Annotated in this window: 22 protein-coding genes and 1 pseudogene; 17 read left to right on the plus strand and 6 right to left on the minus strand. The window is 65.3% G+C overall.

What is annotated here, in order from left to right; translation table 11 throughout:
* Window positions 1-127 precede the first annotated feature (127 nt).
* The 4 genes from msrB to LPZ50_RS06535 all read right to left on the minus strand — a co-directional run bounded on the left by msrB (window position 128) and on the right by LPZ50_RS06535 (window position 2496).
* Window positions 128-634, minus strand: coding sequence for a peptide-methionine (R)-S-oxide reductase MsrB (msrB, locus tag LPZ50_RS06520; RefSeq protein ID WP_230659025.1), 507 nt, complete (start codon window positions 632-634; stop codon window positions 128-130).
* A gap of 63 nt (window positions 635-697) precedes the next feature.
* The gene (locus LPZ50_RS06525; protein ID WP_230659027.1) at window positions 698-1012 is read right to left on the minus strand and encodes a pentapeptide MXKDX repeat protein; all 315 of its coding nucleotides are present in this window, start codon (window positions 1010-1012) and stop codon (window positions 698-700) included.
* A 53-nt stretch (window positions 1013-1065) separates the two neighbouring features.
* The gene (locus tag LPZ50_RS06530) at window positions 1066-1857 is read right to left on the minus strand and encodes a molybdopterin-dependent oxidoreductase (RefSeq protein WP_230659029.1); all 792 of its coding nucleotides are present in this window, start codon (window positions 1855-1857) and stop codon (window positions 1066-1068) included.
* A 9-nt stretch (window positions 1858-1866) separates the two neighbouring features.
* Complete coding sequence (locus LPZ50_RS06535) at window positions 1867-2496, minus strand: cytochrome b/b6 domain-containing protein (protein WP_230659031.1); 630 nt, start codon at window positions 2494-2496, stop codon at window positions 1867-1869.
* Window positions 2497-2616: 120 nt separating this feature from the next.
* Between LPZ50_RS06535 and LPZ50_RS06540 the strand changes: the two genes are divergently transcribed.
* Window positions 2617-3333 (plus strand): response regulator transcription factor, encoded by a 717-nt coding sequence (locus LPZ50_RS06540; protein WP_230659033.1) that lies wholly within the window; start codon window positions 2617-2619, stop codon window positions 3331-3333.
* Window positions 3330-4796 (plus strand): sensor histidine kinase, encoded by a 1467-nt coding sequence (locus LPZ50_RS06545; RefSeq protein ID WP_230659035.1) that lies wholly within the window; start codon window positions 3330-3332, stop codon window positions 4794-4796. Before LPZ50_RS06540 ends, LPZ50_RS06545 begins: the two co-directional genes overlap by 4 nt.
* On the opposite strand, the gene LPZ50_RS06550 is transcribed toward LPZ50_RS06545, so the two are convergent.
* Window positions 4793-5710, minus strand: coding sequence for a DUF72 domain-containing protein (locus LPZ50_RS06550; protein ID WP_230659037.1), 918 nt, complete (start codon window positions 5708-5710; stop codon window positions 4793-4795). The two genes, LPZ50_RS06545 and LPZ50_RS06550, sit on opposite strands and share 4 nt — an antisense overlap.
* Before the next feature lie 53 nt (window positions 5711-5763).
* Entirely contained in the window at window positions 5764-6525 is a 762-nt protein-coding gene (locus LPZ50_RS06555; RefSeq protein WP_230659039.1) for an IclR family transcriptional regulator, read from the minus strand.
* Window positions 6526-6681: 156 nt separating this feature from the next.
* On the opposite strand from LPZ50_RS06555, the gene xsc reads away from it, so the two are divergent.
* From xsc to LPZ50_RS06630, 15 genes and pseudogenes are all read left to right on the plus strand, one after another.
* Window positions 6682-8490, plus strand: a complete 1809-nt coding sequence (gene xsc, locus LPZ50_RS06560) for a sulfoacetaldehyde acetyltransferase (RefSeq protein WP_230659041.1) — start codon at window positions 6682-6684, stop codon at window positions 8488-8490.
* A gap of 212 nt (window positions 8491-8702) precedes the next feature.
* Window positions 8703-9806, plus strand: a complete 1104-nt coding sequence (locus LPZ50_RS06565; protein WP_230659043.1) for a TRAP transporter substrate-binding protein — start codon at window positions 8703-8705, stop codon at window positions 9804-9806.
* Between the two features lie 10 nt (window positions 9807-9816).
* Window positions 9817-10353, plus strand: a complete 537-nt coding sequence (locus LPZ50_RS06570) for a TRAP transporter small permease subunit (RefSeq protein ID WP_230659045.1) — start codon at window positions 9817-9819, stop codon at window positions 10351-10353.
* A complete protein-coding gene (locus LPZ50_RS06575; RefSeq protein WP_230659048.1) occupies window positions 10350-11663 on the plus strand; it encodes a TRAP transporter large permease in 1314 nt (437 codons plus the stop codon). The genes LPZ50_RS06570 and LPZ50_RS06575 overlap by 4 nt, the downstream gene beginning before the upstream one ends.
* A gap of 8 nt (window positions 11664-11671) precedes the next feature.
* Window positions 11672-12601 carry a bifunctional enoyl-CoA hydratase/phosphate acetyltransferase gene (locus LPZ50_RS06580; RefSeq protein WP_230659051.1) on the plus strand — a complete coding sequence of 310 codons (930 nt, stop codon included), beginning with the start codon at window positions 11672-11674 and terminating at the stop codon, window positions 12599-12601.
* 11 nt (window positions 12602-12612) lie between these two features.
* The gene (locus tag LPZ50_RS06585) at window positions 12613-14217 is read left to right on the plus strand and encodes a GMC family oxidoreductase (protein ID WP_230659053.1); all 1605 of its coding nucleotides are present in this window, start codon (window positions 12613-12615) and stop codon (window positions 14215-14217) included.
* A 115-nt stretch (window positions 14218-14332) separates the two neighbouring features.
* Window positions 14333-15919: an ABC transporter substrate-binding protein gene (locus LPZ50_RS06590; protein ID WP_230659055.1), complete on the plus strand. Its 1587-nt coding sequence runs from the start codon at window positions 14333-14335 to the stop codon at window positions 15917-15919.
* 9 nt (window positions 15920-15928) lie between these two features.
* Entirely contained in the window at window positions 15929-16897 is a 969-nt protein-coding gene (locus LPZ50_RS06595; protein WP_230659057.1) for an ABC transporter permease, read from the plus strand.
* Window positions 16894-17793, plus strand: a complete 900-nt coding sequence (locus tag LPZ50_RS06600) for an ABC transporter permease (protein WP_419195570.1) — start codon at window positions 16894-16896, stop codon at window positions 17791-17793. Before LPZ50_RS06595 ends, LPZ50_RS06600 begins: the two co-directional genes overlap by 4 nt.
* Window positions 17790-18785 (plus strand): ABC transporter ATP-binding protein, encoded by a 996-nt coding sequence (locus tag LPZ50_RS06605; protein ID WP_230659059.1) that lies wholly within the window; start codon window positions 17790-17792, stop codon window positions 18783-18785. The genes LPZ50_RS06600 and LPZ50_RS06605 overlap by 4 nt, the downstream gene beginning before the upstream one ends.
* Window positions 18782-19849: an ABC transporter ATP-binding protein gene (locus LPZ50_RS06610; protein WP_230659061.1), complete on the plus strand. Its 1068-nt coding sequence runs from the start codon at window positions 18782-18784 to the stop codon at window positions 19847-19849. Before LPZ50_RS06605 ends, LPZ50_RS06610 begins: the two co-directional genes overlap by 4 nt.
* Window positions 19846-21501 (plus strand): amidohydrolase, encoded by a 1656-nt coding sequence (locus LPZ50_RS06615; RefSeq protein WP_230659063.1) that lies wholly within the window; start codon window positions 19846-19848, stop codon window positions 21499-21501. The genes LPZ50_RS06610 and LPZ50_RS06615 overlap by 4 nt, the downstream gene beginning before the upstream one ends.
* Before the next feature lies 1 nt (window position 21502).
* On the plus strand, window positions 21503-21967 hold the full coding sequence (locus LPZ50_RS06620) for a GTP-binding protein (protein ID WP_419195571.1): 465 nt from the start codon (window positions 21503-21505) through the stop codon (window positions 21965-21967).
* The gene (locus LPZ50_RS06625; RefSeq protein ID WP_230659065.1) at window positions 21967-23331 is read left to right on the plus strand and encodes a dihydrolipoamide acetyltransferase family protein; all 1365 of its coding nucleotides are present in this window, start codon (window positions 21967-21969) and stop codon (window positions 23329-23331) included. The genes LPZ50_RS06620 and LPZ50_RS06625 overlap by 1 nt, the downstream gene beginning before the upstream one ends.
* Window positions 23332-23527: 196 nt before the next feature.
* Window positions 23528-23785, plus strand: a pseudogene (locus LPZ50_RS06630) (hypothetical protein); the annotation flags it as partial.

A 23785-nucleotide genomic window follows, 5' to 3' on the forward strand; every position in this document is an offset into this window, starting at 1 on the left:
TGCGCCGGCCAGCAGGGCCGCACCCGCCAGGCGCAGGCAGGCCGAACGGCGCGCCTGCACGGCGGGAAGGGTCGGCGCGCGTTTGTGTGAGCTCGTCATAAGGGTTCTCCTGGATGGATGTCCGGAATCAGGCGGCCGCCGGGGTGAAGGTCATGGCCACGCCGTTCATGCAGTAGCGCAGGCCGGTGGGTCTGGGTCCATCGTCGAAGACGTGGCCCAGGTGCCCGCCGCAGCGCGCGCAGTGCACGGCGGTGCGCCGCATTCCATAGCTGCTGTCGGACGTGGTGCCGATGGCCTGCGGAAGCGCCTGCCAGAAGCTTGGCCACCCCGTGCCGCTTTCGAACTTGGTGGCGGCCGAGAACAGCGCCTGACCGCAACCCGCGCAGCCGAAGGTGCCGTCGCGGTGCTCGTCGTTCAAGGGGCTGGAATAGGGGCGTTCGGTATCGGCATGGCGCAATACGCGGTACTGGGCAGAGGTTAGCCTGCCGCGCCATTCGGCATCGCTGTAGGTCACGGTGAACGGGCCGGGGGCTGCCGCCTGTGCCCGCCCGGACGGGCCCGGCAGCAACGCGGCCAGGCCGGCAAAGGCCGCGCTGCCTCCCGCGGCCAGGAAAAGTCTGCGATTCGGATTCATGTTCTGTTCCGCCTTGCGGCCGGCGGCCCCGCGCGGGCGGGTGCCGCGGCCTTTGCGCCACGATTATTTCTTCATGCCGTCTTTCGACATGCCGTCCTTGCCCATGCTGTCCTTCTTCATACCGTCGTGGGCCATGCCGCCTTTCTTCATGCCGTCGTGGGACATCTTGTCCTTGGACATGCCATCGTGCTTGCCCATATTGTCCTTGCTCATGTTGTCCTTCGACATGGAATCCTTGCTCATGCCGTCCTTGGACATCGAGCTCTTGCCCATGCCGTCCTTGCTCATGTTGTCCTTGCCCATGTTGTCAGCGGCATAGGCACCGCCGGCAGCCAGGGCCAGGCACATCGAGACAGCGTAAACAGTGCGTTTGTTCATGGTGCGATTCTCCAGTTGGTTGCGGCAGGGCCGCGGGGGTAAGAAACAGGTAATCAGCTGCCACCGAACCAGTTGTATCCCTGGTCTTCCCAATAACCGCCCGGGAAGTTGTTGGTGACGTAAATGGCCTGAATATGCTTGGGGTTCTTGTAGCCAAGCTTGGTCGGCATGCGCAGCTTCATGGGATATCCGTATTCAGGCGGCAGGGTCTGGCCGTCATAGCTCAGCGCCAAGAGGGTTTGCGGGTGCAGGGCGGTAGGCATGTCGATGCTGGTGTAGTAGTCGTCGGCGCACTTGAAGCCCACATACCTGGCCTGCAGGTCGGCGCCCACGCGACGCAGGAAATCCGAAAACCGCACGCCGCCCCATTTGCCGATGGCGCTCCAGCCTTCCACGCAGATGTGCCGGGTAACCTGGTCCACCTGGCCCATGGCATTCAAGTCCTGCAGGCGCCAACTGCGCTTGTCGGCCACCAGGCCGCTTACCTCCAGCCGGAAGTCGTCGCCGTCCACCTGGGGCACGTCCTCGATGCCGTAATAGGCATTGAAGGGGAAGGGGCGCGTGATCATCGATTCGGGGTAGGTGGGCGCCAACTGGTCCGGATCGAAGATCCAGCCCTGTACCCGGTCGTTGAAGCGCGAGACGGCCGACAGGGCACGTTCCACGCTATCGTTGTCGGAGATCTCGCAGCCCGACAGCATGGCCAGCCCGCCCAGGGTCAGCGTGCGCCGCAGGAAGGCGCGCCGCGTGGGTTGCTCGACACGCCGGGCCAGCAGGCCGCGCGCTTCTTTCAGGATGGCCGGGCCGTCCAGGCCGGGGATGGCGATGCGTTTGCGCGGACTCATGCGGGTTCCTTATTTGCCTCGGATCATCGCGATCAGGGTGCGCGGCACCAGGGCCACCATCAGCAAGTGCACCACCACGAAAGCCGCCAGCAGGGCCATGGAAACAAAGTGCACGTAGCGGGCGCCTTCATAGCCGCCCATCAGCACGCGCAGCGTCTCGAACTGCACGGACTTCCACAGCACCAGGCCCGACAGCACCAGCACCGCGATGTCCAGCATCACGAACAAATAGGCAAGGCGCTGCACCGCGTTGTAGTGGCGCGGATCGGCATGCGACAGGCGCCCGCGCAGCGCGTCGCGCAAATCGGCGACGACGGCGCGCGGCGACAGCGGGAAGAAGCGCCGGCGCAGGCGGCCGGTGCCCAGGTTCAGGCCCAGATACAGCAGGCCGTTGGCCGCCAGCAGCCACATGCCCGCAAAATGCCACTGCAGGGCGCCGGCCAGCCAGCCGCCCAGGGTAATGTCCGCCGGAAAGATGAAATCGAACAGGGGCGAGGCGTTATAGATGCGCCAGCCACTGGTTATCATCACCAGGACGGCCACGGCGTTCAGCCAGTGGGTCAGGCGCAGCCAGCCGGGGTGTACTGCCTGGTGCGGGCCGGCGGCGGCCTGGGGAAGAGGGTGTGTTGGAGTAGCCATGGGGGCATTCTTGTGCAAGCCCGATGGCGAAGTCCTCACGCAAACTTAAATTAAATGTGATAACTGGCCGCGCCTAATTGGCGACAATAGCGGCAACGGTTCCGTTCCTGCTTATTTGCCATGTCCAAACGTATCCTGATCGTCGAAGACGACGTGCACATTGCCGACCTGCTGCGCCTGCACCTGCGCGACGAAGGCTATACCGTGGCTCATGCCGCCGACGGTGACGACGGCCTGCGCCAACTAGAGGCCGACCGCTGGGACGCCCTGGTGCTGGATTTGATGCTGCCCGGCATCGACGGCCTGGAAATCTGCAAGCGCGCGCGGGCCATGGCGCGCTATACCCCCATCATCATCACCAGCGCGCGTTCCAGCGAAGTGCATCGCATCCTGGGCCTGGAGCTAGGCGCGGACGATTACCTGGCCAAGCCGTTCTCGATGCTGGAACTGGTGGCGCGCATCAAGGCATTGCTGCGCCGCGCCGACGCCCTGGAACGCAATGCCCGCCTGGATGCCGGTCGCCTGGACATTCATGGGCTGTCCATCGACCCGGTGGCGCGCGACGCCACGGTGGACGGCAGGCCGCTGGAACTGACGCCGCGGGAATTCGATTTGCTGTACTTTTTCGCCCGGCATCCGGGCAAGGTGTTTTCGCGCATGGATCTGCTGAACCAGGTGTGGGGCTACCAGCACGAAGGCTACGAGCATACCGTCAATACGCACATCAACCGGTTGCGCACCAAGATCGAAAGCAACCCCTCGGAACCCGGCCGCATTCTTACCGTGTGGGGCCGCGGCTACAAGTTCGCCGCCGCCGAAAACGGAGCCTCATCATGAACCGCCTTACTCTTACGCAGCGCCTTTCGGCGGTATTCGCGCTGCTGTTGCTGGCCTGCTGCGGCGTGTCGGCATGGCTGCACATGGCGGCCAACGAGCGCTACCAGCAGGAAGTGGTGCAGCGCCTGTCCAGCGGCCTGGCGGCCCACATTGCCGGCACACGGCCGCTGATGGGCGACAGCGGCTGGAACCCCGAATCCGTGCGCATGCTGTTCGATCAACTGATGGCCGTGAATCCGGCGGTCGAAGTCTACCTGCTGGGCAATGACGGCCGCATCGAGGCCGATGCCGCCCCGCCGGGCCGAGTCAAGTTCGACCACGTCGACTTGGCGCCCGTGCGGCGCTTCCTGGCCGGCGAACCTTTGCCCATACTGGGCGTGGACCCGCGCAACACCGCCACCCGCAAGGTGTTCAGCGCCGCGCCCATCCGCATCGATGGGCGCGATCGCGGCTACGTGTATGTGGTGTTGCAGGGCGAGGCCCACGATGCCCTGGCGTCCTCGCTGTCGGCCAGCGCCGTGTTGCGCACGTCGCTGTGGTCGATCGCGCTGGTGGGGCTGCTGGGCCTGGTGGCCGGCCTGGTGGCCTTCGCCTCGATCACGCGGCCGCTGCGGTCGCTGACCCAGGCGGTACGCAATTTCGACAGCGACGGCGCCGCGGCGGCAGCCCTGCATCGGCGGGACGATGCGCATGGCGATGGCGACGAAATCGTCGTGCTGCGCCGCGCTTTCGCGCAGATGGGGCAGCGCATCGCCGAGCAGTGGCGCGAGTTGACCCGGCAAGACCAGCAGCGCCGCGATTTGGTGGCCAATATTTCGCACGACCTGCGCACCCCGCTGACGTCGCTGCATGGCTACCTGGAAACCCTGCGCTTCAAAGACGGGTCGCTGGGCCCCGATGAACGCCGCCGCTACCTGGATACCGCCCTGGGCCAGAGCCGCAAAGTGGGGCGCCTGGCGCAGGAACTGTTCGACCTGGCGCGGCTGGAATCCGGCCTGGTGCAGCCCGAATTGGACACTTTCGCGCTGCCGGAACTGGTGCAGGACGTGATCCAGAAATTCGAGTTGGCCGCCGAGGCCCGCCAGCAGCGCCTGGACACCGACTTTCCGCGAGACTTGCCGCCAGTGCGCGCCGACCTGGCCTTGATCGAGCGCGTGCTGACCAATCTGCTGGACAATGCCATCCGCCACAGCCCGCAGGGCAGCCGCATTCAGGTGCGGCTGGGCCACGCCGGCCAGGGCATCGAGGTGCGCGTCAGCGATACGGGGCCGGGCATTCCCCCCGAACTGCGCGACGGCCTGTTCACCCGGGCATCGGTACTGACGCAGAACCGGCGCGACGGCGGCGGCCTGGGGCTGGTGATCGTGCAGCGCATCCTGCAACTGCACCGCAGCGAAATCCGGCTGCTGGAAGAGCCCGGGCAGGGCGCGGTATTCCGGTTCCTGCTGCCCGCGGGGCGTTAGTCGCCCTGGGCCGATACCGGCTCCAGCGGCAAGCCTAACAGTTTCGCCAGGCTGCGCGCGTCTCCCGGCGCCTTCACCTTGGTGTCGTTGTCGAAATAGCAGTAGATGTCGCGCGGGCCGTACGGCTGGTCGGGCCGGCGCGCGGCACGCCGGGCGTCGCGGGGTTCCTGGCCGCGCGACCAGGCGCGGATGTGGCCGGCCCAATGCCGCAGGGCTTCATCGGTATAGCCGCTGGCATACAGCTTCTTGTCGCCATGCAGCCGCAAGTAGGCAAAATCCGCGGTGGCGTCTTCCATCTGTGGCCATTTTCCGGCGGTATCGGCCGTGACCAAGGCCACGCCGCGGGCGCGCAGCATATCCACGAACTCCGGGCAGGCGAAGCTATCGTGGCGGATCTCTACTGCGTGGCGCAATGGACGCCTGGGTCCGCCGTCCAGCGCGACGCGGCCCGTCATGCGCTCATCGTGGCGGCGCGCCAGTTGCGCGGCGGCATGAGTGTCGTGCGGCAGCAAATCGAGGAAGGCGGCAAACCGGTCGGGGTCGAAGCGCATGGAAGGCGGAAATTGCCAGAGAATGGGCCCCAGCTTTTCGCGCAGCTCAAGCAGGCCGGATGCCAGAAAATTGGCCAGCGGCGTATCGACATCCCGCAGCCGCAGCTGGTGCGTAATGTAGCGGGTGCCTTTCACGCTGAACACAAAGCCGCGCGGGGTGGCGTCGCGCCAGCGGGCGAACCATTCCGGACGCTGCAATGCGTAGAACGTGCCGTTGATCTCGATAGTGGGCACCCGATGCGAGGCATACGCCAGTTCCTGCGCCTGGGGCAGGTCGTCGGGGTAGAAGACACCGCGCCACGGGGCGTAGCGCCAGCCCGAAATGCCGATGCGGATCATGCCGATGGAAGAAGCGTGTGTCATGGCACCCATGCGCGATGAAAACCCGTGACGCCAGCAAGAAGCGGGCCACGCCGTCAGGCGGGCGGATCGTAGGTGCGCGACAGGGCCGCTGCCGCTTCCTGCATGAGGGGCAGCCATTCGCGCGCCTGCTCGATACTCAGGCGCGCCACGGGTGCGTGCAGGGCCACCGCCGCGATGGCACGCCGGCCCTGCAGGATGGGCACGGCCATGCACACGATGCCGACCAGGAATTCCTCGCGGTCGAAACTGGCGCCTTCTTTGCGCACGGCGCACAATTCGAGCTCCAGGGAGGCCGCGTCGCAAAGCGTATTGGGGGTATAGCGGGGCAGGGCCGCCGCCGACAACAAACGGGTGCGTGCTTCTTTGCGCATATAGGCCAGGAACAACTTGCCGCTGGCGGTGCAATGCAGCGGCACGCGTGAGCCGGGCTGCAGGTTCAGGCGTAGCGGCCAGGCGGTTTCCACGCGGTCCAGGTACATGACCTCGTCGCCATCGAGCATGGTGCAGTTGCAGGTTTCGCCGATCTGGTCCACCAGGCTGTCCAGGATGCGCCGCCGCGCCGCGCGCAGCGGGGAATTCAGCAGGGTATCGCGGGCAAGGCCCGCCAGCCGCGGCCCGGTGACATAGGACTTGCCGGCGGGTTCGCGCAGCAGCATGCCGGCGTCGACCAACCGCGAGAGAATGCGCAGCACGGTGGGCTTGGGCAGGCCGCTGGCCCGTGTCAGGTCGGCCAGGCTGACAGGCTGCTCGGACTGCGCCACATGCTCCAGCAAGGCCAGCGCGCGCAGCGCCGCGGAACCGGGTTCTTCGCTCATCTTTCAAAAATTGAAGTTTCTGGCGATCTCGCGCATCGTCGCACAAAACACGCGAAAAATGAAACGCCGGGCTATGGCACGCCTGGCCGCGGTTCTGCAGAATCCTCTTCATCGTGTCGCGCGACAGGCGTGCGGCCGTGCATCAGGGAGAGGAGCATGAGCAAAGTACACATGACACCCAGCGAGGCCTTCGTGGAGACGCTGGTGGCGCAGGGCGTGAAGGATGTCTTCGGCATTGTCGGCTCGGCCTTCATGGACGCCCTGGACCTGTTCCCGGCCGCCGGTATCCGGTTCGTGCCGACCGTGCACGAACAGGGCGCGGCGCACATGGCGGACGGCTATTCGCGGGTGACCGGCCGCCATGGCGTGTGCATCGCCCAGAACGGTCCGGGCATCACCAATTTCGTGACGGGCGTGGCGGCCGCCTACTGGGCGCACAGCCCGGTGGTGGCCATTACCCCGGAAACCGGCACATCGGGCATGGGGCTGGGCGGATTCCAGGAAACCGAGCAGTTGCCTATTTTCTCGCGCATTACCAAGTACCAGGCCCACGTCAACCGTTCGGACCGGATCGCCGAGTTCACCGGCAAGGCGTTCGACAATGCCATGGCGGAGCGCGGCCCCACGCAGTTGAACATTCCACGCGATTATTTCTATGGGGAGATCGACGTTGCCATTCCCGCGCCGCGCCGGGTGCGGCGCGGCCCCGGCGCCGACGAAGACCTGGACGCGGCGGCGCGCCTGCTTGCCGAGGCGCGTTTCCCGGTAATCGTGGCGGGCGGCGGCGTGCTGTTTTCAGGGGGGCAGCAGGAGTGCATAGCCTTGGCCGACCTGCTGGGCGCGCCGGTAGTTACCAGCTATTTGCACAACGATGCGTTTCCCGCCGACCATCCCCTGTGGTGCGGCCCGCTGGGCTACCAGGGTTCAAAGGCGGGCATGAAGCTGCTGGCGCAGGCCGATGTGGTGCTGGCGCTGGGAACGCGCCTGGGGCCGTTCGGCACCCTGCCGCAGCACGGCCTGGATTACTGGCCGCAGCAGGCCCGTATCATCCAGGTCGATGCGGACCATCGCATGCTGGGTCTGGTTCGGCCGGTATCGGTGGCGGTATGCGGCGATGCCAGGCCAGCTGCCGCGGCATTGACCGCCCGCCTGAAGGCCGTACAGCCTGCCTGCCTGCGCAACCGCGACGAGCGCGCCTCCCGCATCGCCGACGAGAAGAAACAATGGGAGCAGGAACTCGATGCCTGGTCGCACGAACGCGACGACTGGAGCCTGGACATCATTGCGCGCGGCGGCGGGCGCATGCATCCGCGCCGCATGCTGCGCGAACTGGAACGCGCCATGCCCGAGCACGTGATGGTGTCGACCGATATCGGCAACATCTGCTCGGTTTCCAACAGCTACCTGCGCTTTCGCGAACCGGATTCAATGTTGGCGGCCATGAGTTTCGGCAATTGCGGCTATGCGCTGCCCGCCCTGATCGGCGCCAAACTGGGCCGCCCCGACCGGCCGGCGGTGGCCTACGTGGGCGATGGCGCCTGGTGCATGAGCTTCCAGGAACTGCTGACCTGCGCCCGCGAAGAGATCCCGGTGACGGCCGTGGTGTTCCACAACGGCCAGTGGGGCGCGGAAAAGAAGAACCAGGTCGATTTCTACGGCCGGCGATTCGTGGGCAGCAACCTGAAGAACCCGGATTTCTCGGCGCTGGCCCGCGCCATGGGTGTCGAGGGGGTGCGGGTGGAGCATGCGGACCAGGTCGGCGACGCTCTGCGGGCCGCTTGCCAGGCACAGTCCGAAGGCAAGACCACGGTGCTGGAAATGATGGTCAGCCAGGAACTGGGCGACCCGTTCCGCCGCGATGCGCTCAAGCAACCCATGCGGCTGCTCGACAAGTACAAACCCTATGTGAACGAGTCGTTCCGGGCGGGCGAGGCGCCTTTGCCGATCGACCCGGTGCGTGGCTGATTGCGCGAATAGTGGAACGGTGCGGCGTCTCGCCGTTCCATTTTCTGCATTTTTCGCCTGTGACCCTAGACGGGCGAGATTGTTCGCGCCGGGCGCCAAGGGTAGTCTGGACCGGCATCTTGCAGGGCCCATGCGGGCAGCGGGATCCGGCGGGGCGTGCCGATGCGATAACCATGAATCCGCACCACGTTCGACGTGGAGGAGGCGCAGACATGAATCACTGGAGGAGATGGCTGGCCGGCGCGCTGGGCGCGCTGGCCCTGGCGACCGCGGGCACCGCGCAGGCGGCGCAGCAGGTCATGCGGATACAGACTGCCGTGCCGAACAGCAGCATGTATTTCGAACTGATGCAGCGTTGGGGGCAACGCATCCAGAAGATGTCGGACAATCGCCTGAAGGTCGAGATCCTGCCCGATGGCGCGGTGGTGGCGGCGTTCGAGATTCTCGACGCGGTGGACAAAGGCATCGTCGAGGGTGGCTATGCCTGGACCCACTATTGGTCGGGCAAGCACCCGGCCGCGGGACTGTTCAGCAATCCCATGGCGGGTGCCGGCACCGGCCTGGACCAGATTTCGCACGTGGCGTGGTTGTACGAGGGAGGCGGAAATCAACTGCTCGACCGCTTCTACCACGACGTGCTGAAAGCCGACGTCGAAGTCTTCATGCTGCAACCGATGGGGCCCGACCCCCTGGGCTGGTTCAAGGCCCCGATCGCCAGCGTGGCAGACTTCCAACGGCTGAAGTACCGTTCGCCGCCGGGCATCACAGGCGAGATCTTCAAGGAAATGGGGGTCTCGGCCGTGGCGCTGCCGGGTGGTGAAATCGTGCCGGCCGCCCAGCGCGGCGTGATCGACGCGGCCGAATGGATCGGTCCGGCCGACGACGTCAACCTGGGCCTGCAGACCATCTGGAAAAACTATTACCTGCAAGGTTTGCACCAATCCACCGACGTGGGCGAGGTGCTGATCAACCGTTCGTTCTGGAACACGCTGCCCGACGACCTGAAGGAGATCGTGCGCGTGGCATCGCTGGCCAGCATCGGCGAGACCTACACCTTCAACGTGGCGCGCAATGCCCGCGCGCTCGAGAAGCTCAAGGCCCAGAACGTGACGGTGCGGGACACTCCGCAGGACTTCTATCCGGCCTTCGTGAAGGCGACCAACACGGTGCTGGACCGGTATGCCGCCAAGGATCCGTTCTTCAAAGAGGTGTTGGATTCGCAACGGCAATTCGGCAAGACCGTGGTGCCTTACTGGACCAAGATCCTCGACCTGTACGCGGGCCTGGGCCATGCCGCGCTGAAAGACAACCCCTAGGGGCGCGCGCATGCAAGAGCAATCGCAGGCGGCCGGCGCCATCATGCGCGTGACGCGCGTGCTGGACGGTGTCGCGCGCTGGTCGGGCTGGATCGTGGCCTGGATGATCCTGCCCATGGTCGGTTCACTGGTCTACGAGGTGATAGGCCGATATTTTTTCAATGCTCCCACGATATGGGCATACGACATGACCTACATGCTGTATGGCTCTTTCTTCATGCTGGGGTCGGCCTATACCCTGCTGCGAAAGTCGCACATACGCACTGACTTGTTCTACGACCGCTGGTCGCCGCGCGTGCAGGGCGCGGTCGACCTGGCGTGCTACCTGCTACTGTTCTTCCCCGCGCTGATCCTTTTCCTGTCGGTGGGCTGGGATTACTTCTGGAGTTCCTTCCAGCGCAATGAACGCATCGTCACCAGCCCGTGGATGCCGATCGTATGGCCTTTCAAGGCCGCCATCCCCGTGGCCACCGTCCTGTTGTTGCTGCAGGGGCTGTCCGAAACCTTGAAAAGCCTGCTTGCGGTCGTGCGCGGAGAATGGCCGTGAGCCCGGAACTGCTGGGCGTGGCCGCCCTGGGGGTGCTGGTCGTCGCGATCTTCGCGGGTTTTCCCATCGTCTTCACGCTGATTGCGGTGGCGCTGGGCATGGGCTGGCTGGCGCTGGGCAAACTGGCCCTGCACCTGATGACCCTGCAGTTCTTCTCGGTGATGCGCGATCCCACGCTGGCCGCGGTGCCGTTCTTCCTGTTCATGGGATTTCTGCTGGAGCAATCCGGACTGGCGCAACGCCTGTTCCATGGCGTGCAACTCCTGCTGGCCCGTGTACGCGGTTCCCTGTATCTGGCGGTGCTGATCACCGCCACTATTTTCGCGGCCGCCACCGGCATCGTGGGATCGTCGGTGACCTTGCTGGGCGTCATGGCGGCGCCGACCATGATCAAGAGCGGCTACGACGCCCGCATGAGTGCCGGTGCCATCACGGCGGGGGGCACGTTGGGTATCCTGATCCCTCCGTCGGTCATGCTGATCGTGATGGGCCCCGTGGTGGGCGTCCCCGCCACGGAGCTGTTCGCGGCGGCGGTCATGCCCGGCTTGCTGTTGTCGGCGCTGTTCATCCTGTACACCCTGGTCCGCAGCCATCTCAACCCCAGCCTGGGGCCGCCGCTGCCCGCCGAGTTGCGCAAGCCGCTGGGCTATGCCCTGAAAGAATTGGCGCTGGGATCGGCGCCCGTGGTGGTGGTGATCCTGTCCACGCTGGGCGTGATCCTGGCCGGCATTGCCACGCCCACCGACGCGGGTGCGTGCGGCGCGTTCGTCACGTTGCTGCTGACCCTGGCGTACCGCAAGATGAACTGGCCGGCTTTCAAGCGCGCGATGTTCGCCACGCTGGAGATCTCTTGCATGATCCTGCTACTGGTGGCGGCGTCGAACTATTTCGGCGCCGTGTTCTCGCGCCTGGGAAGCGCCGAGTACCTGGCCAACCTGCTCACGGCGCTGCAATTGTCGCCCACCCTGACGCTGTTGCTGATGCTGGCGTTGATCTTCCTGTTGGGATGGCCCCTGGAATGGGTTCCGATCGTGCTGATCGTGGTGCCGATCTTCCTGCCGGTGGTCCGCCAGATGGGCATCGACCCGATCTGGTTCTGCACGCTGGTGGCGGTGTGCCTGCAAACGGCCTGGATGTCGCCGCCCGTGGCGTTGTCGGCCTATTTTCTAAAAGGCGCGGCGCCGCAATGGAACCTGAAAGACATTTACCTGGGCATGATGCAGTTCATGGGACTGCAAGTCGTGGGCCTGTTGCTGGTGCTGTGGTTCCCGCAATTGGCGCTGTGGCTGCCCACTTTGCTGAGGGAGTAGGGCGGGACATGGACGGCGAAGCACTATTCGAACCCCTGCGCCAGGCGGCCCGAGTGCAGGGCGGGCCGCGCACGGCCGTCGTGTATCCCATGACGGCCGAGTGCCTGCAAGCCACGCTGCAAGCACGGGAGGAAGGCCATATGGAACCGGTACTGGTCGGCCCGGCCGGCCGCCTGCGCGAATTGCTGGCGGCCCAGGACATGGCGGCCGATGTCGAGATCCACGACACCAGCGATGACGAACGCGCCGCCGCCCATGCCGCCGCTGCGCTGGCGCGCGATGGGCGAGTGGGCATGCTGATGAAAGGCAGTCTGCACACCGACCATTTCATGGCCGCGGTGGTGGCCCGCGACGCGGGCCTGCGCACGGCACGGCGCATCAGCCATGCCTTCGTGATGGCCGTTCCCGCCTATCCGAAATTGTTCCTGGTGACGGACGCGGCGGTCAATATCGCGCCCAGCCTGCTGGAAAAGGCGGATATCGCCCAGAACGCCATCGATCTGTCGCGCGCGCTGGGCGTGGCCTGCCCCAAAGTGGCGGTGCTGTGCGCCACCGAGTCTGTCAACCCGGCCATGCCGGCGACCCTGGACGCGGCGGCGCTGTCGAAAATGGCCGACCGGCGGCAGATCCAAGGCGGGCAGATCGATGGGCCATTGGCGTTCGACAACGCGATCTCGGCCCAGGCGGCCCGGCTCAAGGGGATCACGTCTGCCGTGGCGGGCGATGCCGATATCCTGCTGGTGCCCGACATCGAAGCGGGCAACATGATCTACAAAGAACTGACCTGGCTGGCCGGCGCCTCGATGGCGGGCCTGGTGCTGGGAACGCGGGTGCCGGTATTGCTGACCAGCCGGGCCGATTCGCAGGCGGCGCGCATCAACAGTTGCGCGGTGGCTGCCCTGTACAGCCGCTGGCTTGCCACGACCCGGCCGGCGTGATGGGTGCGGCCATGACTGCTTACGATTACATCGTCGTGGGCGCGGGGTCGGCTGGCTGCGTGCTGGCCAATCGCCTGTCGGCGGATGCGCGGCACACTGTGTGCCTGCTAGAGGCTGGGCCCGCGGACCGTAGCCCATGGATTCATCTGCCCATCGGTTACGGCAAGACCATGTTCCACCCGGTGCTGAACTGGGGGTTCTATACCGATCCCGAGCCTGGCATGCTGGGACGCCGCATTTACTGGCCGCGCGGCCGCACCCTCGGGGGTAGCAGCAGCATCAACGGCCTGATCTACGTGCGCGGCCAGCGCCAGGACTACGACGAATGGCGCGAACAGGGCAACCCGGGCTGGGGTTGGGAAGATTGCCTGCCATACTTTCGCAAACTCGAATGTAACGACCTGGGGCCAGGCCCGACGCGCGGCACCCAGGGTCCTTTGCACGCCAGTTCGATCCGCCAGCCGCACGAGCTGATCGAGGCCTTCATCGCGGCCGCGAATACTGAGCTAGGGCTGCCGCGGCGCGACGATTTCAACAGCGGCGACAATGAGGGGGTAGGGTATTACCAACTGAGCACGCGCCAGGGGCTGCGCTGTTCGGCGGCGCGCGCATACCTGAAACCGGCGCGCCGGCGGGCCAATCTGCACATTCGCACCGGGGTACAGGCCACGCGCGTGACCCTGCAGGACGGCCGCGCCACTGGCGTCGAGACGCTCGAGGGCGGCCGTATCAAGACCCTCTCGGCGCGACGCGAAGTGCTGCTATGCGCGGGCGCCATCCAGTCTCCGCAGTTGCTGCAGCTGTCGGGCGTCGGGCCGGCGGATTTGTTGCACGGCATGGGTATTCCAGTGTGTGTGGACGCACCCGGCGTGGGTGCAAACTTGCAAGACCACCTGCAATTCCGGTTGATGTGGCAGGTGGCGCGGCCCATCACCACCAACGATCAGTTGAGAACCCTGGCGGGAAGGGCGCGGATCGGCCTGCAATGGGCGCTGACGCGTTCTGGCCCGCTGGCGGTGGGCATCAACCAGGGAGCGCTGTTTGGCCGCGCCCTGGCCGAATCCACCCGGGCCGACGTGCAGTTCCACGTGGCCACTTTGTCGGCCGACATGGCAGGCGGCGCGGTGCACGATTTCCCTGGCTGCACCATTTCGGTCTGCCAGTTGCGGCCGCGCTCGCGCGGCACGGTGCGCATTGTCAGCAGCGACCCTCGCCAAGCGCCGTCCATGCAGCCGAATTACTTGTCCGACGAACTCGATCGCCGTATCGCGGTGGCAGGGGTGCGCTATGCACGCCGCGTGGCCGCCGCGTCGCCGCTGGCCGGGCTGCTGGTACGGGAATACCAGCCGGGCGCCGACGCGCAAAGCGATGACGAGATCCTGCACTTCTGCCGCGAACAAGGCGCCACCATTTTTCACCCCAGCGGCACGGCGCGCATGGGCCCGCGCAGCGACCCGCTGGCCGTGGTGGATGCCCGCCTGCGTGTCCATGGCGTACGCGACCTGAGGGTGGTCGATTGTTCGGTGATGCCGACCCTGGTGTCGGGCAATACCAATATTCCAGTTATCATGATCGCCGAGAAGGCAGCTGACCTGATTCTGGAAGCCGCCGCCTGAGCCGGCCTGGTCCTAGCGAGTTAGCAGCATTGGTACTAAAACCGAGGCGGCCGAGCCGATACCCTAGTAGTACGTCCGGCCTAAGGGCCTGCAAGAACTCAGAAGGGGATAGACCATGCGCAGCATTCGACATTCAGTGGTTGCGGCGGCCGTCACCGCCGTGTTGGCTTGGACAGCATCGGCTGGCGCCGCCGACGCCCCCGTGAAAGGCGGCACGCTGGTGATCGGTTCGACGCAGGTGGCGCGCCACCTGAACGGCGCGGTGCAGTCGGGTATTGCCACCGCCATGCCCAGCACGCAACTGTTCGCCAGCCCGCTGCGTTTCGATGCTGAATGGAAGCCGCAGCCGTACCTGGCGGAATCCTGGGAACTGTCGCCCGACGCCAAGACCCTGACCCTGCGCTTGCGCAAGAATGCGCTGTTTCACGATGGCAAGCCGGTAACCTCGGCCGATGTGGCATTCTCGATCATGGCGATCAAGAAGAACCATCCGTTCCAGACCATGCTGGCGCCCGTGGAAAGCGTGGATACGCCAGACCCGCACACGGCGGTGGTGCGCATGAGCCAGCCGCACCCGGCGATCCTGCTGGCCATGTCGCCAGCGTTAATGCCCATCCTGCCCAAGCATGTCTACGACGACGGCCAGGACCTGAAGTCGCATTCGCGCAATTCGGCCGGCGTGGTGGGCTCGGGCCCATTCAAACTGAAGGAATTCATCCCGGGCCGGGAGGCCGTGCTGGAACGCTTCGACAAGTTCTTCCTGCAAGGACGCCCATACCTGGATCGGGTGATCATCAAGATCAATCCCGACGCCACGAACCTGCTGATCAACGTGGAGCGGGGCGACATCGACGTCTTGCCCTACATGACGGACCCGACCATCCTGCGTCGCGCCAAGGACAACACCGGCATCGCCATGACGGACCGCGGCTACGAAGGCATAGGCGCATTGAGCTGGGTGGCGTTCAACACGGCGCGCAAGCCGCTCGACGATGCGCGGGTGCGCCAGGCTATCGCCTACGCCACCGACAAGAAATTCATCTTGCGTGCGTTGAACGCCGGTTTCGCGAAATCGGCCGACGGCCCGATCATCGGCACCAGTCCGTTCGCGGCGGCCGACCTGCCGTCGTATCCGCTGGACCTGAAAAAGGCGGAGCAATTGCTGGAAGAGGCGGGGTTCAAAGAGAAGGATGACGGCACGCGCCTGTCGCTGACCATGGACTACATGCCCGGCAGTGACGTGCAAGGCAAGAACGTGGCCGAATACCTGCGCAGCCAACTGAAGAAAATCGGCATCGCGGTGCAGGTGCGCGCATCGCCAGACTTCCCCACCTGGGCCAAGCGCATCGCCAGTCACGACTTCGACATGACTTCGGATATTGTCTTCAACTGGGGCGACCCGGTCATCGGGGTGCACCGGACTTATCTGTCGAGCAATATTCGCGACATCATCTGGACCAACACCCAGTCGTACCGCAACGCGCGCGTCGACGAACTGCTGGAACAAGCGGGGCGCGAGACCGACGAAACCAAGCGCAAGGCCCTGTACGCGGAGTTCCAGAAGCTGGTCATGACGGACTTGCCCATCATGTTCCTGACGGTAATTCCTTACCATACCCTGGCGACTAAGCGCGTGCATGCCTTGCCCGACGGTATTTGGGGGCTGCTGTCGCCGTTGGATGAAACCTGGGTCGCGCAGTAGGAGAACCCCATGCTGCGATTCGTGCTGCGTCGCCTGGTTTATGCGGTCGTGCTGTTGCTGGCGGTGGTGTCGCTGAATTTCCTGCTGATCCACATTTCGCCCGGCGACCCGGTGGAGACCATCGCGGGATCGATGGGCGGGCTCAGCGAAGAACTGCGCGCGCAGTTGCGCGTGCAGTACGGTCTGGACAAACCGTTCCTGGCGCAACTAGGCATTTACCTGGGCCAGGTCATGCGCGGCGACCTCGGCTATTCGTATTTCTTCAATCTTCCTGTCGCCGACCTGATCTGGCAGCGCGTGCCGGCCACGCTGTTGTTGGTCGTGACGGCGGTGCTGGTTGCCTTCCTGGCAGGAACATTCCTGGGCACGTTGGCGGCACGCCGGCCCAACGGCCCGCTGTCGCAGGCCGTGACCCTGTTGTCCATCGTGGGCTACTCGGCGCCCGTGTTCTGGATGGGCATCGTGCTGATCATCCTGTTCGCATCGGTGCTGCCGATCTTTCCGGTGTCGGACATGCGTTCGGCCGGTGCCGACGATGCAGGCTGGGCAGGCATGCTGGACGTGCTGCACCACCTGGTACTGCCAGCCTTCACCTTGGCTTTCGTGTACCTTGCGCAGTACAGTCGGCTGGCGCGCGCCAGCGTCATGGATGCGCTGTCGGCCGACTATATCCGCACGGCGCGCGCCAAAGGGTTGTCCGAGCGCCGCGTGCTGTACAAGCATGCGCTGCGCAATGGCGTGCTGCCGGTGGTCACCATGCTGGGCCTGCAGTTCGGCAACGTGCTGGCGGGCGCCATTCTGGTGGAAACCGTCTTCAACTGGCCGGGGCTTGGGCGCCTGGCATTCGATTCGGTGCTGCGGCGCGACTACCCCACCATGCTGGGCATTCTGCTGTTCGCATCGCTGCTGGTCGTGATCATGAACCAGCTCACCGACCTGGCCTACCGTCTCATCGACCCGAGGATCAAGACGACATGAACCAAGCTCAAGCGCCGGTCATGGCGTCCACGGCCATGGCCGCGCCACGCCCGCCGGGGCAGGCCCGCGAGGCCATGCGCGTGTTCCTGCGCAATCGCACGGCGGTGTTCGGCCTGCTGCTGCTGTTGCTGATCCTGGCTATCACGCTGGCCGGGCCCTGGCTGATGCCGGGCGACCCGTTCGAGATCGTCGCCGCGCCAATGGATCCGCCCGGTTCGGAGTATTCGCTGCTAGGCAGCGACTATCTGGGACGCGATGTCCTGCTGGGGTTGGTCCATGGCGGGCGGGCCACACTGCTGGTGGGGGTGGTGGCGGCGGTGTTATCGGTGACGATCGGCGTCGTGGTGGGTGCGCTGGCCGGCTACTACGGCGGCTGGATCGATGATCTGCTGATGCGCATCACCGAGTTCTTCCAGGTGTTGCCGACCTTGCTGTTCGCCATGGTGTTGGTCACCTTGTTCAGCCCCACCTTGACGACCATCGCCATTGCCATCGGCGTAGTCAGCTGGACGGGCACCGCGCGGTTGGCGCGCGCCGAGTTCCTGCGCCTGAAGCGGCGCGAGTATGTCATGGCCGAGCGGGTCATCGGCGCGGGCAACGGCCGCATCATCTGGCGGGTGATCCTGCCCAACGCCATGGCGCCGCTGATCGTGTCCGCCACGCTGGCGATCGGCACCGCCATCCTGTTCGAGGCCGGCCTGTCGTTCCTGGGCCTGGGCGACCCCAACATCATGAGCTGGGGCTTGATGATAGGCAGCAACCGTCCTTACATCCTGACGGCCTGGTGGGCCGTCACGCTGCCTGGCGCCGCCATTTTCCTGACGGTGCTGGCCGTGAGCCTGATCGGCGACGGGCTGAACGACGCGCTGAATCCCACGCTGCGAGGCCGCCAATGAGCGCCGCTGCGCCCGTCCTGGATATCGACCGGCTAAGCGTGGCCTTCCAGGCGCGCGGACGCGCCGCTTCGGTACTGAACGAAATCAGTTTCAGCCTGATGCCGGGTGAAACGCTGTGCCTGGTGGGCGAGTCCGGTTGCGGCAAGAGCATGACGGCATTGGCCATCATGCGCCTGATCCCGGAAACCGGCCGCATCTCGGGCGGTACGATCTCGCTGCGCGGCACCGACCTGGCGGCGTGCGACGAGACGGCGCTGCGGCGGATACGCGGCAACCAGGTCTCGATGATCTTCCAGGAGCCGATGACGGCGCTGAACCCGGTCTATACAGTAGGAGACCAGATCGGCGAATCGCTGCGCCTGCACCAGCAGCTCGACAAGGCGGCGGCGCGCATCCGGGCGATCGACATGCTGCGCTCGGTGGGTATCCCGGCGCCGGAGCGACGGGTCGACGAGTATCCGCATCAGTTGTCCGGCGGCATGCGGCAGCGCGTGATGATAGCCATCGCGCTGGCCTGCGACCCGCACGTGCTGATCGCCGACGAACCCACGACCGCACTCGATGTGACCGTACAGGCCCAGATATTCGACCTGCTGCGCGAGCAGCAGGAACGGCGCGGCACAGCGGTGTTGCTGATCACCCACGACATGGGCGCCGTGGCCGAGATGGCCGACCGCGTGGTGGTGATGTATGGCGGCAGGGTGGTGGAGCAGGGGGCCGTGGCCGACATCCTGGCGCGGCCGGCGCATCCGTACACGCGCGGGCTGATCGCGTGCCTGCCCGAATTGGATGCTGCCCCCAGCGACACGCGCCCCGACCTGCCCGAGATACAGGGGGTAGTGCCGCCAGTCTGGGAGCGCGGCGCGGGCTGTCCGTTCCATGATCGTTGTACCCAGGCCATGCCGCGCTGTACCGAAAGCTTTCCGCCCATGTTCCCGGCCGGCCCACGGCACCGCGTTGCCTGTTGGCTGCATGAAGGAGCCGCATCATGACCGCACCCATCAAGACGCCGCTGCTGTCGGTGCGCGACCTGCGCGTGCATTTCCCGGTAGGGCACGGGCACTGGGGGCGGCCGGCCGCGGTGGTGCGGGCCGTGGACGGCGTATCGTTCGACCTGGAACGTGGACGCACCCTGGCCATCGTCGGCGAATCCGGTTCGGGCAAGACCACCACCGCGTTAGCGGTAATGCGCCTGACCGAGCCTACGGGCGGCGCCATTCATTTCGACGGTGCCGACATCACCACGTTGCAGGGCACGGCGTTGCGCACCTTGCGGCGCCACTTCCAGCTGATTTTCCAGGATCCGTACTCGTCGCTCAATCCCCGTGAACGCGCGGGCGAGATCGTGCGGGCGCCGCTCGACCTGCTGGATATCGGCAGGCCGGCCGAGCGCGAAGCGCGCGTGGCGGAGTTGTTTGCCCAGGTGGGCTTGCGCCCCGAGCAGCGGCAACTGTTTCCGCACCAGTTCTCGGGCGGCCAGCGCCAGCGCCTGAACATCGCCCGCGCGCTGGCCAGCGCGCCGGACCTCATCGTTTGCGACGAGCCGGTGTCGGCGCTGGACATCGCGATCCGGGCGCAGATACTAAACCTGCTGCGGCGCATCCAGCGCGAGCAGGGCCAGTCCTTCCTGTTCATTTCGCACGACATGGCGGTAGTCCAGCATATCTGCGACGATGTGGCCGTCATGTACCTGGGCCGCATCGTCGAGCGCGCGTCGCGCCAGGCATTTTTCAGCCGCCCCCTGCACCCATACAGTGTCGCGCTGATGTCGGCCGTGCCCACCGTGCATGGCGGGCGCGAACGAGCGCGCCAGCGTATCCGCTTGGCGGGAGACCCGCCCAGCCCGTTGCAGCCGCCGCCGGGCTGCGGCTTCGCGGGGCGCTGCCCAGTGGCACAGCCACACTGCCATGCCGAACCCCCTCCATTGCGCGAGACCGCCGCGGGTCATTTCGTGGCCTGCCATCTCGTGACAGTGCGCGACGGCGCGGCATATGCGCCGCTGGCCGCTGGCAAAACACCCCTTCCAGAAGCCCAATCCCAAAGGAGCGCAGCATGACCTCGCCATCGCCCGTCACCACGATTTTCCGGGCCCGCGCCATCCTGACCATGAACCCCGCTCAGCCATGCGCCACCCATGTGGCCGTGCGCGACGGACGCATTCTCGGCGTGGGCGACGCCGGGAGCCTGCGTGGCTGGGGGTCCGCCACGCTGGATGAGCGTCATGCGGACCACGTGCTGATGCCTGGCCTGGTGGAGGGTCACTGCCATCTTCCGGAAGGCGGCATGTGGAATTTCGTCTATGTCGGCTACTACGACCGGCGCGGACCGGACGGCAGATTGTGGCCGGGGCTGACCAGCTTCGAAGCCGTGTGCACGCGCCTGCGCGAAGCACAAGCGGCCTTGCCAGACGGCCAGGCGCTGATCGGCTGGGGTTTCGATCCGATCTATTTCGATAGCGGGCGCATGACGGTGCGCGAGCTGGACACCGTGGCGACCGACCGGCCGGTGGTGGTCATGCATGCCAGCATGCACCTGATGAACGTCAACAGCGCCATGCTGGCCTGGGCGGGGATCGACCGGGATACCGACATCGAAGGCATTTCGCGCTTCGGCAACGGCGAGCCGACCGGCGAGTTGTGCGAATTCGCCGCCATGTTCCCGGTGATGCGCCTGATTGGCAGCCCGTTTCGCACCATCGGCATGACCGAACAAGGGTTGCGCCTGTTCGGGCAAGTCGCTCAACTGGCCGGGGTGACCACGGCCACGGACCTGGTCAATGAACTGCATGAAGAGGGTATCGATACGCTGTCCCGCATCAGCGCCGAACCGGACTTCCCCGTGCGCATCGTCCCGGCCGCGGCGGCCATGAGCTTCGCGGGCGACCCCGCCGCCTGCCTGAAGCGGCTGGAGCAACTTAAGTCGCGCAACCACGACAAATTGCGCCTGGGCATGGTCAAGCTGGTGGTCGATGGGTCGATCCAGGGCTTCACCGCGCGCTTGCGCTGGCCTGGCTACTACAACGGCGCGCCCAATGGCATCTGGGTAACGCCGCCGGATGTGCTGGACGAGACCGTATTGGCTTATCACGCGGCCGGGGTGCAACTGCACATCCATACCAACGGCGACGAAGCAACCGAAGTCGCCATCCAGGCGGTGGAGCGAGCCTTGCAACGCCATCCGCGGCCCGATCACCGCCATACGCTGCAGCACTGCCAGATGGCCGATGCCGCCCAGTTCCGGCGCATGGCGCGCCTGGGCATGTGCGCGAACCTGTTCGCCAACCACATCTACTATTGGGGCGACGCGCACTATGCGCAGACCATGGGCCCGGACCGGGCCAATCGCATGGACGCCTGCGCCACCGCGGCCCGCCTGGGCGTGCCGTATGCCATTCATTCCGACGCTCCGATCACGCCGCTGGGGCCATTGTTCACCGCCTGGTGCGCGGTCAACCGGCGCACGGCGGGCGGACGGGTGCTGGGGGAAGCGGAGCGCATCGACGTGGATGCCGCGTTGCGCGCCATCACGCTGGGCGCCGCGCACACGCTGCATCTCGATCACGAAATCGGCTCCATCGAAATCGGCAAGCGCGCCGATTTCTGCGTGCTGCGAGACGACCCGCGCGAGCTCGGGGCCGAAGGCTTGAAAGACGCCGCCGTGGTCCAGACCATCGTCGGGGGCCGGCCGCTGGCAATGCCGGGGGCCTGATATGTCGCCCGCGCCGCGTATTGCGCTGACCGTGGTCGGCGGCTTCCTGGGCGCCGGAAAAAGCACGCTGCTCAATCGCATTCTGCTGCAAAGCCGGCGCCGGGCCGCGGTACTGGTGAACGATTTCGGTCCCGTCAACGTCGATGCGGCGCTGGTGGCCAGCCGCGACGGCGACACCATCAGCCTGGCCAACGGCTGCGTCTGTTGCAGCATTGGCGGCGGACTCGATGATGCGCTGGCGCGCGCCATGACACGCGACCCCGCCCCGGAATGGATCGTCATTGAGGCCAGCGGCGTATCGGATCCCGGGCGCATCGCCCAGGTCGGCATGGCCGATCCGATGCTGGAGCTGGAAAGCGTGCTGGTAGTGGCCGACGCCAGCCGCATCCGCGCCCAGGCGGCCGACCCGCTGCTGGTCGATACCGTGATGCGCCACCACGAGGCAACCGAAGGAGCTGCCAAGTGATGACCGCCCACACCTTCAAACTCCCCGACCTCGGCGAAGGGCTCACCGAATCCGAGGTGCTGAATTGGAAGATCAAGGTTGGCGAGCATGTTGCGCTCAACCAGATCATTGCCGAGGTCGAAACCGCCAAGGCAGTCGTTGAACTTCCCTCGCCCTTTGCCGGATTCGTCCAGGCCCTGCACGCCACCGAAGGCGAAACCGTGCAGGTCGGCGGTCCGCTGGTCACTTTCGACCAGGAGCCCGGCGGGTCCGGCGAGCAGCCGGCAGCGGCTGATTCGGCGCAACAGGAGCAAAGCAAGGCCGGCGAACGCACCCCCACCCTGGTTGGCTACGGTGCGCCGGCAGATACCGGAAACCGTCCGAAGCGCAAAGCCCGCGGCTCGCGCAACCCGGAAGCTGTGCCAGCACCTGCACCAGCAGCTTCGGCACCAGTTGCATCCCAGCCGGCTGACGGGCCGGGCACCCATGAACGTGAACAGCATGCGGTGACCAGGTGCACCCCGCCGGTACGCAAGCTGGCACGCGATCACGGGGTCGATATTTCGGCGCTCGCCGGCAGCGGCGAGGACGGCTTGGTGCTGCGCCGGGATGTCCAGCAGGCCATCGACTCCGCCGGTGCCATCAAGCCAGCGGCCATGGACAGCGAATCCATGTCTTCACCAGGAGCGGATCGCCATGTGAAGATCACCGCGATTCGCAGGGCCACGGCCAAGGCCATGGTGCAGTCGGCGTTTACCGCCCCGCATGCCACGGAGTTCCTCACGATTGATGTCACCGAATCCATGGAGCTGCTGGAACGCATGCGGTCGCATCGGCTGCTCAAGGATCTGAAGCTCAATATCACAACGCTGGCAGCGCTCGTGGTGACGAGACTGTTGAAGACCTATCCCGCGCTGAACTCGACGTGGGATGAAAAGGCTGACGAAATCATTGAATTCGGGTCAGTGAATCTGGGCATGGCCGTGGCAAGTGATCGTGGTCTGCTGGTTCCGGTGCTGAAAAATGCCCAAGCTAAGACGCTGCCAGTATTGGCTGCCGAACTCAGCGGGATTATTCTCCAAGGCCGCGAAGGAACATTGTCACCAGCCCAATTGACAGGTGGCACATTCTCCATCACCAACGTGGGGGTTTTCGGCGTGGATGCCGGCACCCCAATTCTGCCGCCGGGGCAGGCAGGAATTCTGGCACTAGGCCAAGTGAAGCGCAGACCTTGGGAATACCAAGACCAAGTTGCACTTCGCCATACCATGACACTGGCGTTGTCCTTCGATCACAGGGTGGTCGACGGCAAAGAAGCAAGCGAGTTCCTCGCAGGTGTCGGCTCGGTGCTGGAGGACCCCGGAATGATGAATATTTTTATTTGATTCAAAGTAAATCATGACCGGGCTGAAGTAAATTCAGCCGGGTGAATAAACCGATTTCAAGCATTACTTTCATGACTATTCATTGGTTGTTTCGCAATGTTTGATGTAATCTCATTCACTACGTGCTATAGCTCACGCTTGACTGCACGGCTCTGCGTAATGCAGAAGCAGCAACGATCTGTTGAGGAGAAATAGGATGCGATACTCGCACGCATCTAAGGCTGTCGTTTTATCTGCAGCCTTGGCGCTGACCCTGTCCGCTTGTGGCGGCGGTTCGACCGAAACCGCCGGTGGCGAAGGTGACGGCTCGTATGTCGTAACCGCAAACACCACCGAACCGCAGAATGGCCTTCTGCCGGCCAACACCAACGAAGTTGGCGGCGGTCGCGTCATGGACCTGATCTTCACCGGCCTGGTCAGCTACGACGCCAAGGGCGCGCCGGTCAATGAACTC

The sequence above is a fragment of the Bordetella petrii genome, from assembly GCF_020991325.1.
Taxonomy (GTDB): Bacteria; Pseudomonadota; Gammaproteobacteria; order Burkholderiales; family Burkholderiaceae_B; genus Bordetella_A; species Bordetella_A petrii_E.

Coding starts and splice junctions, on each gene's coding strand:
- msrB (WP_230659025.1), bottom strand. CDS start 634: ATGAATCCGAATCGCAGACTTTTCCTGGCCGCGGGAGGCAGCGCGGCC.
- LPZ50_RS06525 (WP_230659027.1), bottom strand. CDS start 1,012: ATGAACAAACGCACTGTTTACGCTGTCTCGATGTGCCTGGCCCTGGCT.
- LPZ50_RS06530 (WP_230659029.1), bottom strand. CDS start 1,857: ATGAGTCCGCGCAAACGCATCGCCATCCCCGGCCTGGACGGCCCGGCC.
- LPZ50_RS06535 (WP_230659031.1), bottom strand. CDS start 2,496: ATGGCTACTCCAACACACCCTCTTCCCCAGGCCGCCGCCGGCCCGCAC.
- LPZ50_RS06540 (WP_230659033.1), top strand. CDS start 2,617: ATGTCCAAACGTATCCTGATCGTCGAAGACGACGTGCACATTGCCGAC.
- LPZ50_RS06545 (WP_230659035.1), top strand. CDS start 3,330: ATGAACCGCCTTACTCTTACGCAGCGCCTTTCGGCGGTATTCGCGCTG.
- LPZ50_RS06550 (WP_230659037.1), bottom strand. CDS start 5,710: ATGACACACGCTTCTTCCATCGGCATGATCCGCATCGGCATTTCGGGC.
- LPZ50_RS06555 (WP_230659039.1), bottom strand. CDS start 6,525: ATGAGCGAAGAACCCGGTTCCGCGGCGCTGCGCGCGCTGGCCTTGCTG.
- xsc (WP_230659041.1), top strand. CDS start 6,682: ATGAGCAAAGTACACATGACACCCAGCGAGGCCTTCGTGGAGACGCTG.
- LPZ50_RS06565 (WP_230659043.1), top strand. CDS start 8,703: ATGAATCACTGGAGGAGATGGCTGGCCGGCGCGCTGGGCGCGCTGGCC.
- LPZ50_RS06570 (WP_230659045.1), top strand. CDS start 9,817: ATGCAAGAGCAATCGCAGGCGGCCGGCGCCATCATGCGCGTGACGCGC.
- LPZ50_RS06580 (WP_230659051.1), top strand. CDS start 11,672: ATGGACGGCGAAGCACTATTCGAACCCCTGCGCCAGGCGGCCCGAGTG.
- LPZ50_RS06585 (WP_230659053.1), top strand. CDS start 12,613: ATGACTGCTTACGATTACATCGTCGTGGGCGCGGGGTCGGCTGGCTGC.
- LPZ50_RS06590 (WP_230659055.1), top strand. CDS start 14,333: ATGCGCAGCATTCGACATTCAGTGGTTGCGGCGGCCGTCACCGCCGTG.
- LPZ50_RS06595 (WP_230659057.1), top strand. CDS start 15,929: ATGCTGCGATTCGTGCTGCGTCGCCTGGTTTATGCGGTCGTGCTGTTG.
- LPZ50_RS06600 (WP_419195570.1), top strand. CDS start 16,894: ATGAACCAAGCTCAAGCGCCGGTCATGGCGTCCACGGCCATGGCCGCG.
- LPZ50_RS06605 (WP_230659059.1), top strand. CDS start 17,790: ATGAGCGCCGCTGCGCCCGTCCTGGATATCGACCGGCTAAGCGTGGCC.
- LPZ50_RS06610 (WP_230659061.1), top strand. CDS start 18,782: ATGACCGCACCCATCAAGACGCCGCTGCTGTCGGTGCGCGACCTGCGC.
- LPZ50_RS06615 (WP_230659063.1), top strand. CDS start 19,846: ATGACCTCGCCATCGCCCGTCACCACGATTTTCCGGGCCCGCGCCATC.
- LPZ50_RS06620 (WP_419195571.1), top strand. CDS start 21,503: ATGTCGCCCGCGCCGCGTATTGCGCTGACCGTGGTCGGCGGCTTCCTG.
- LPZ50_RS06625 (WP_230659065.1), top strand. CDS start 21,967: ATGACCGCCCACACCTTCAAACTCCCCGACCTCGGCGAAGGGCTCACC.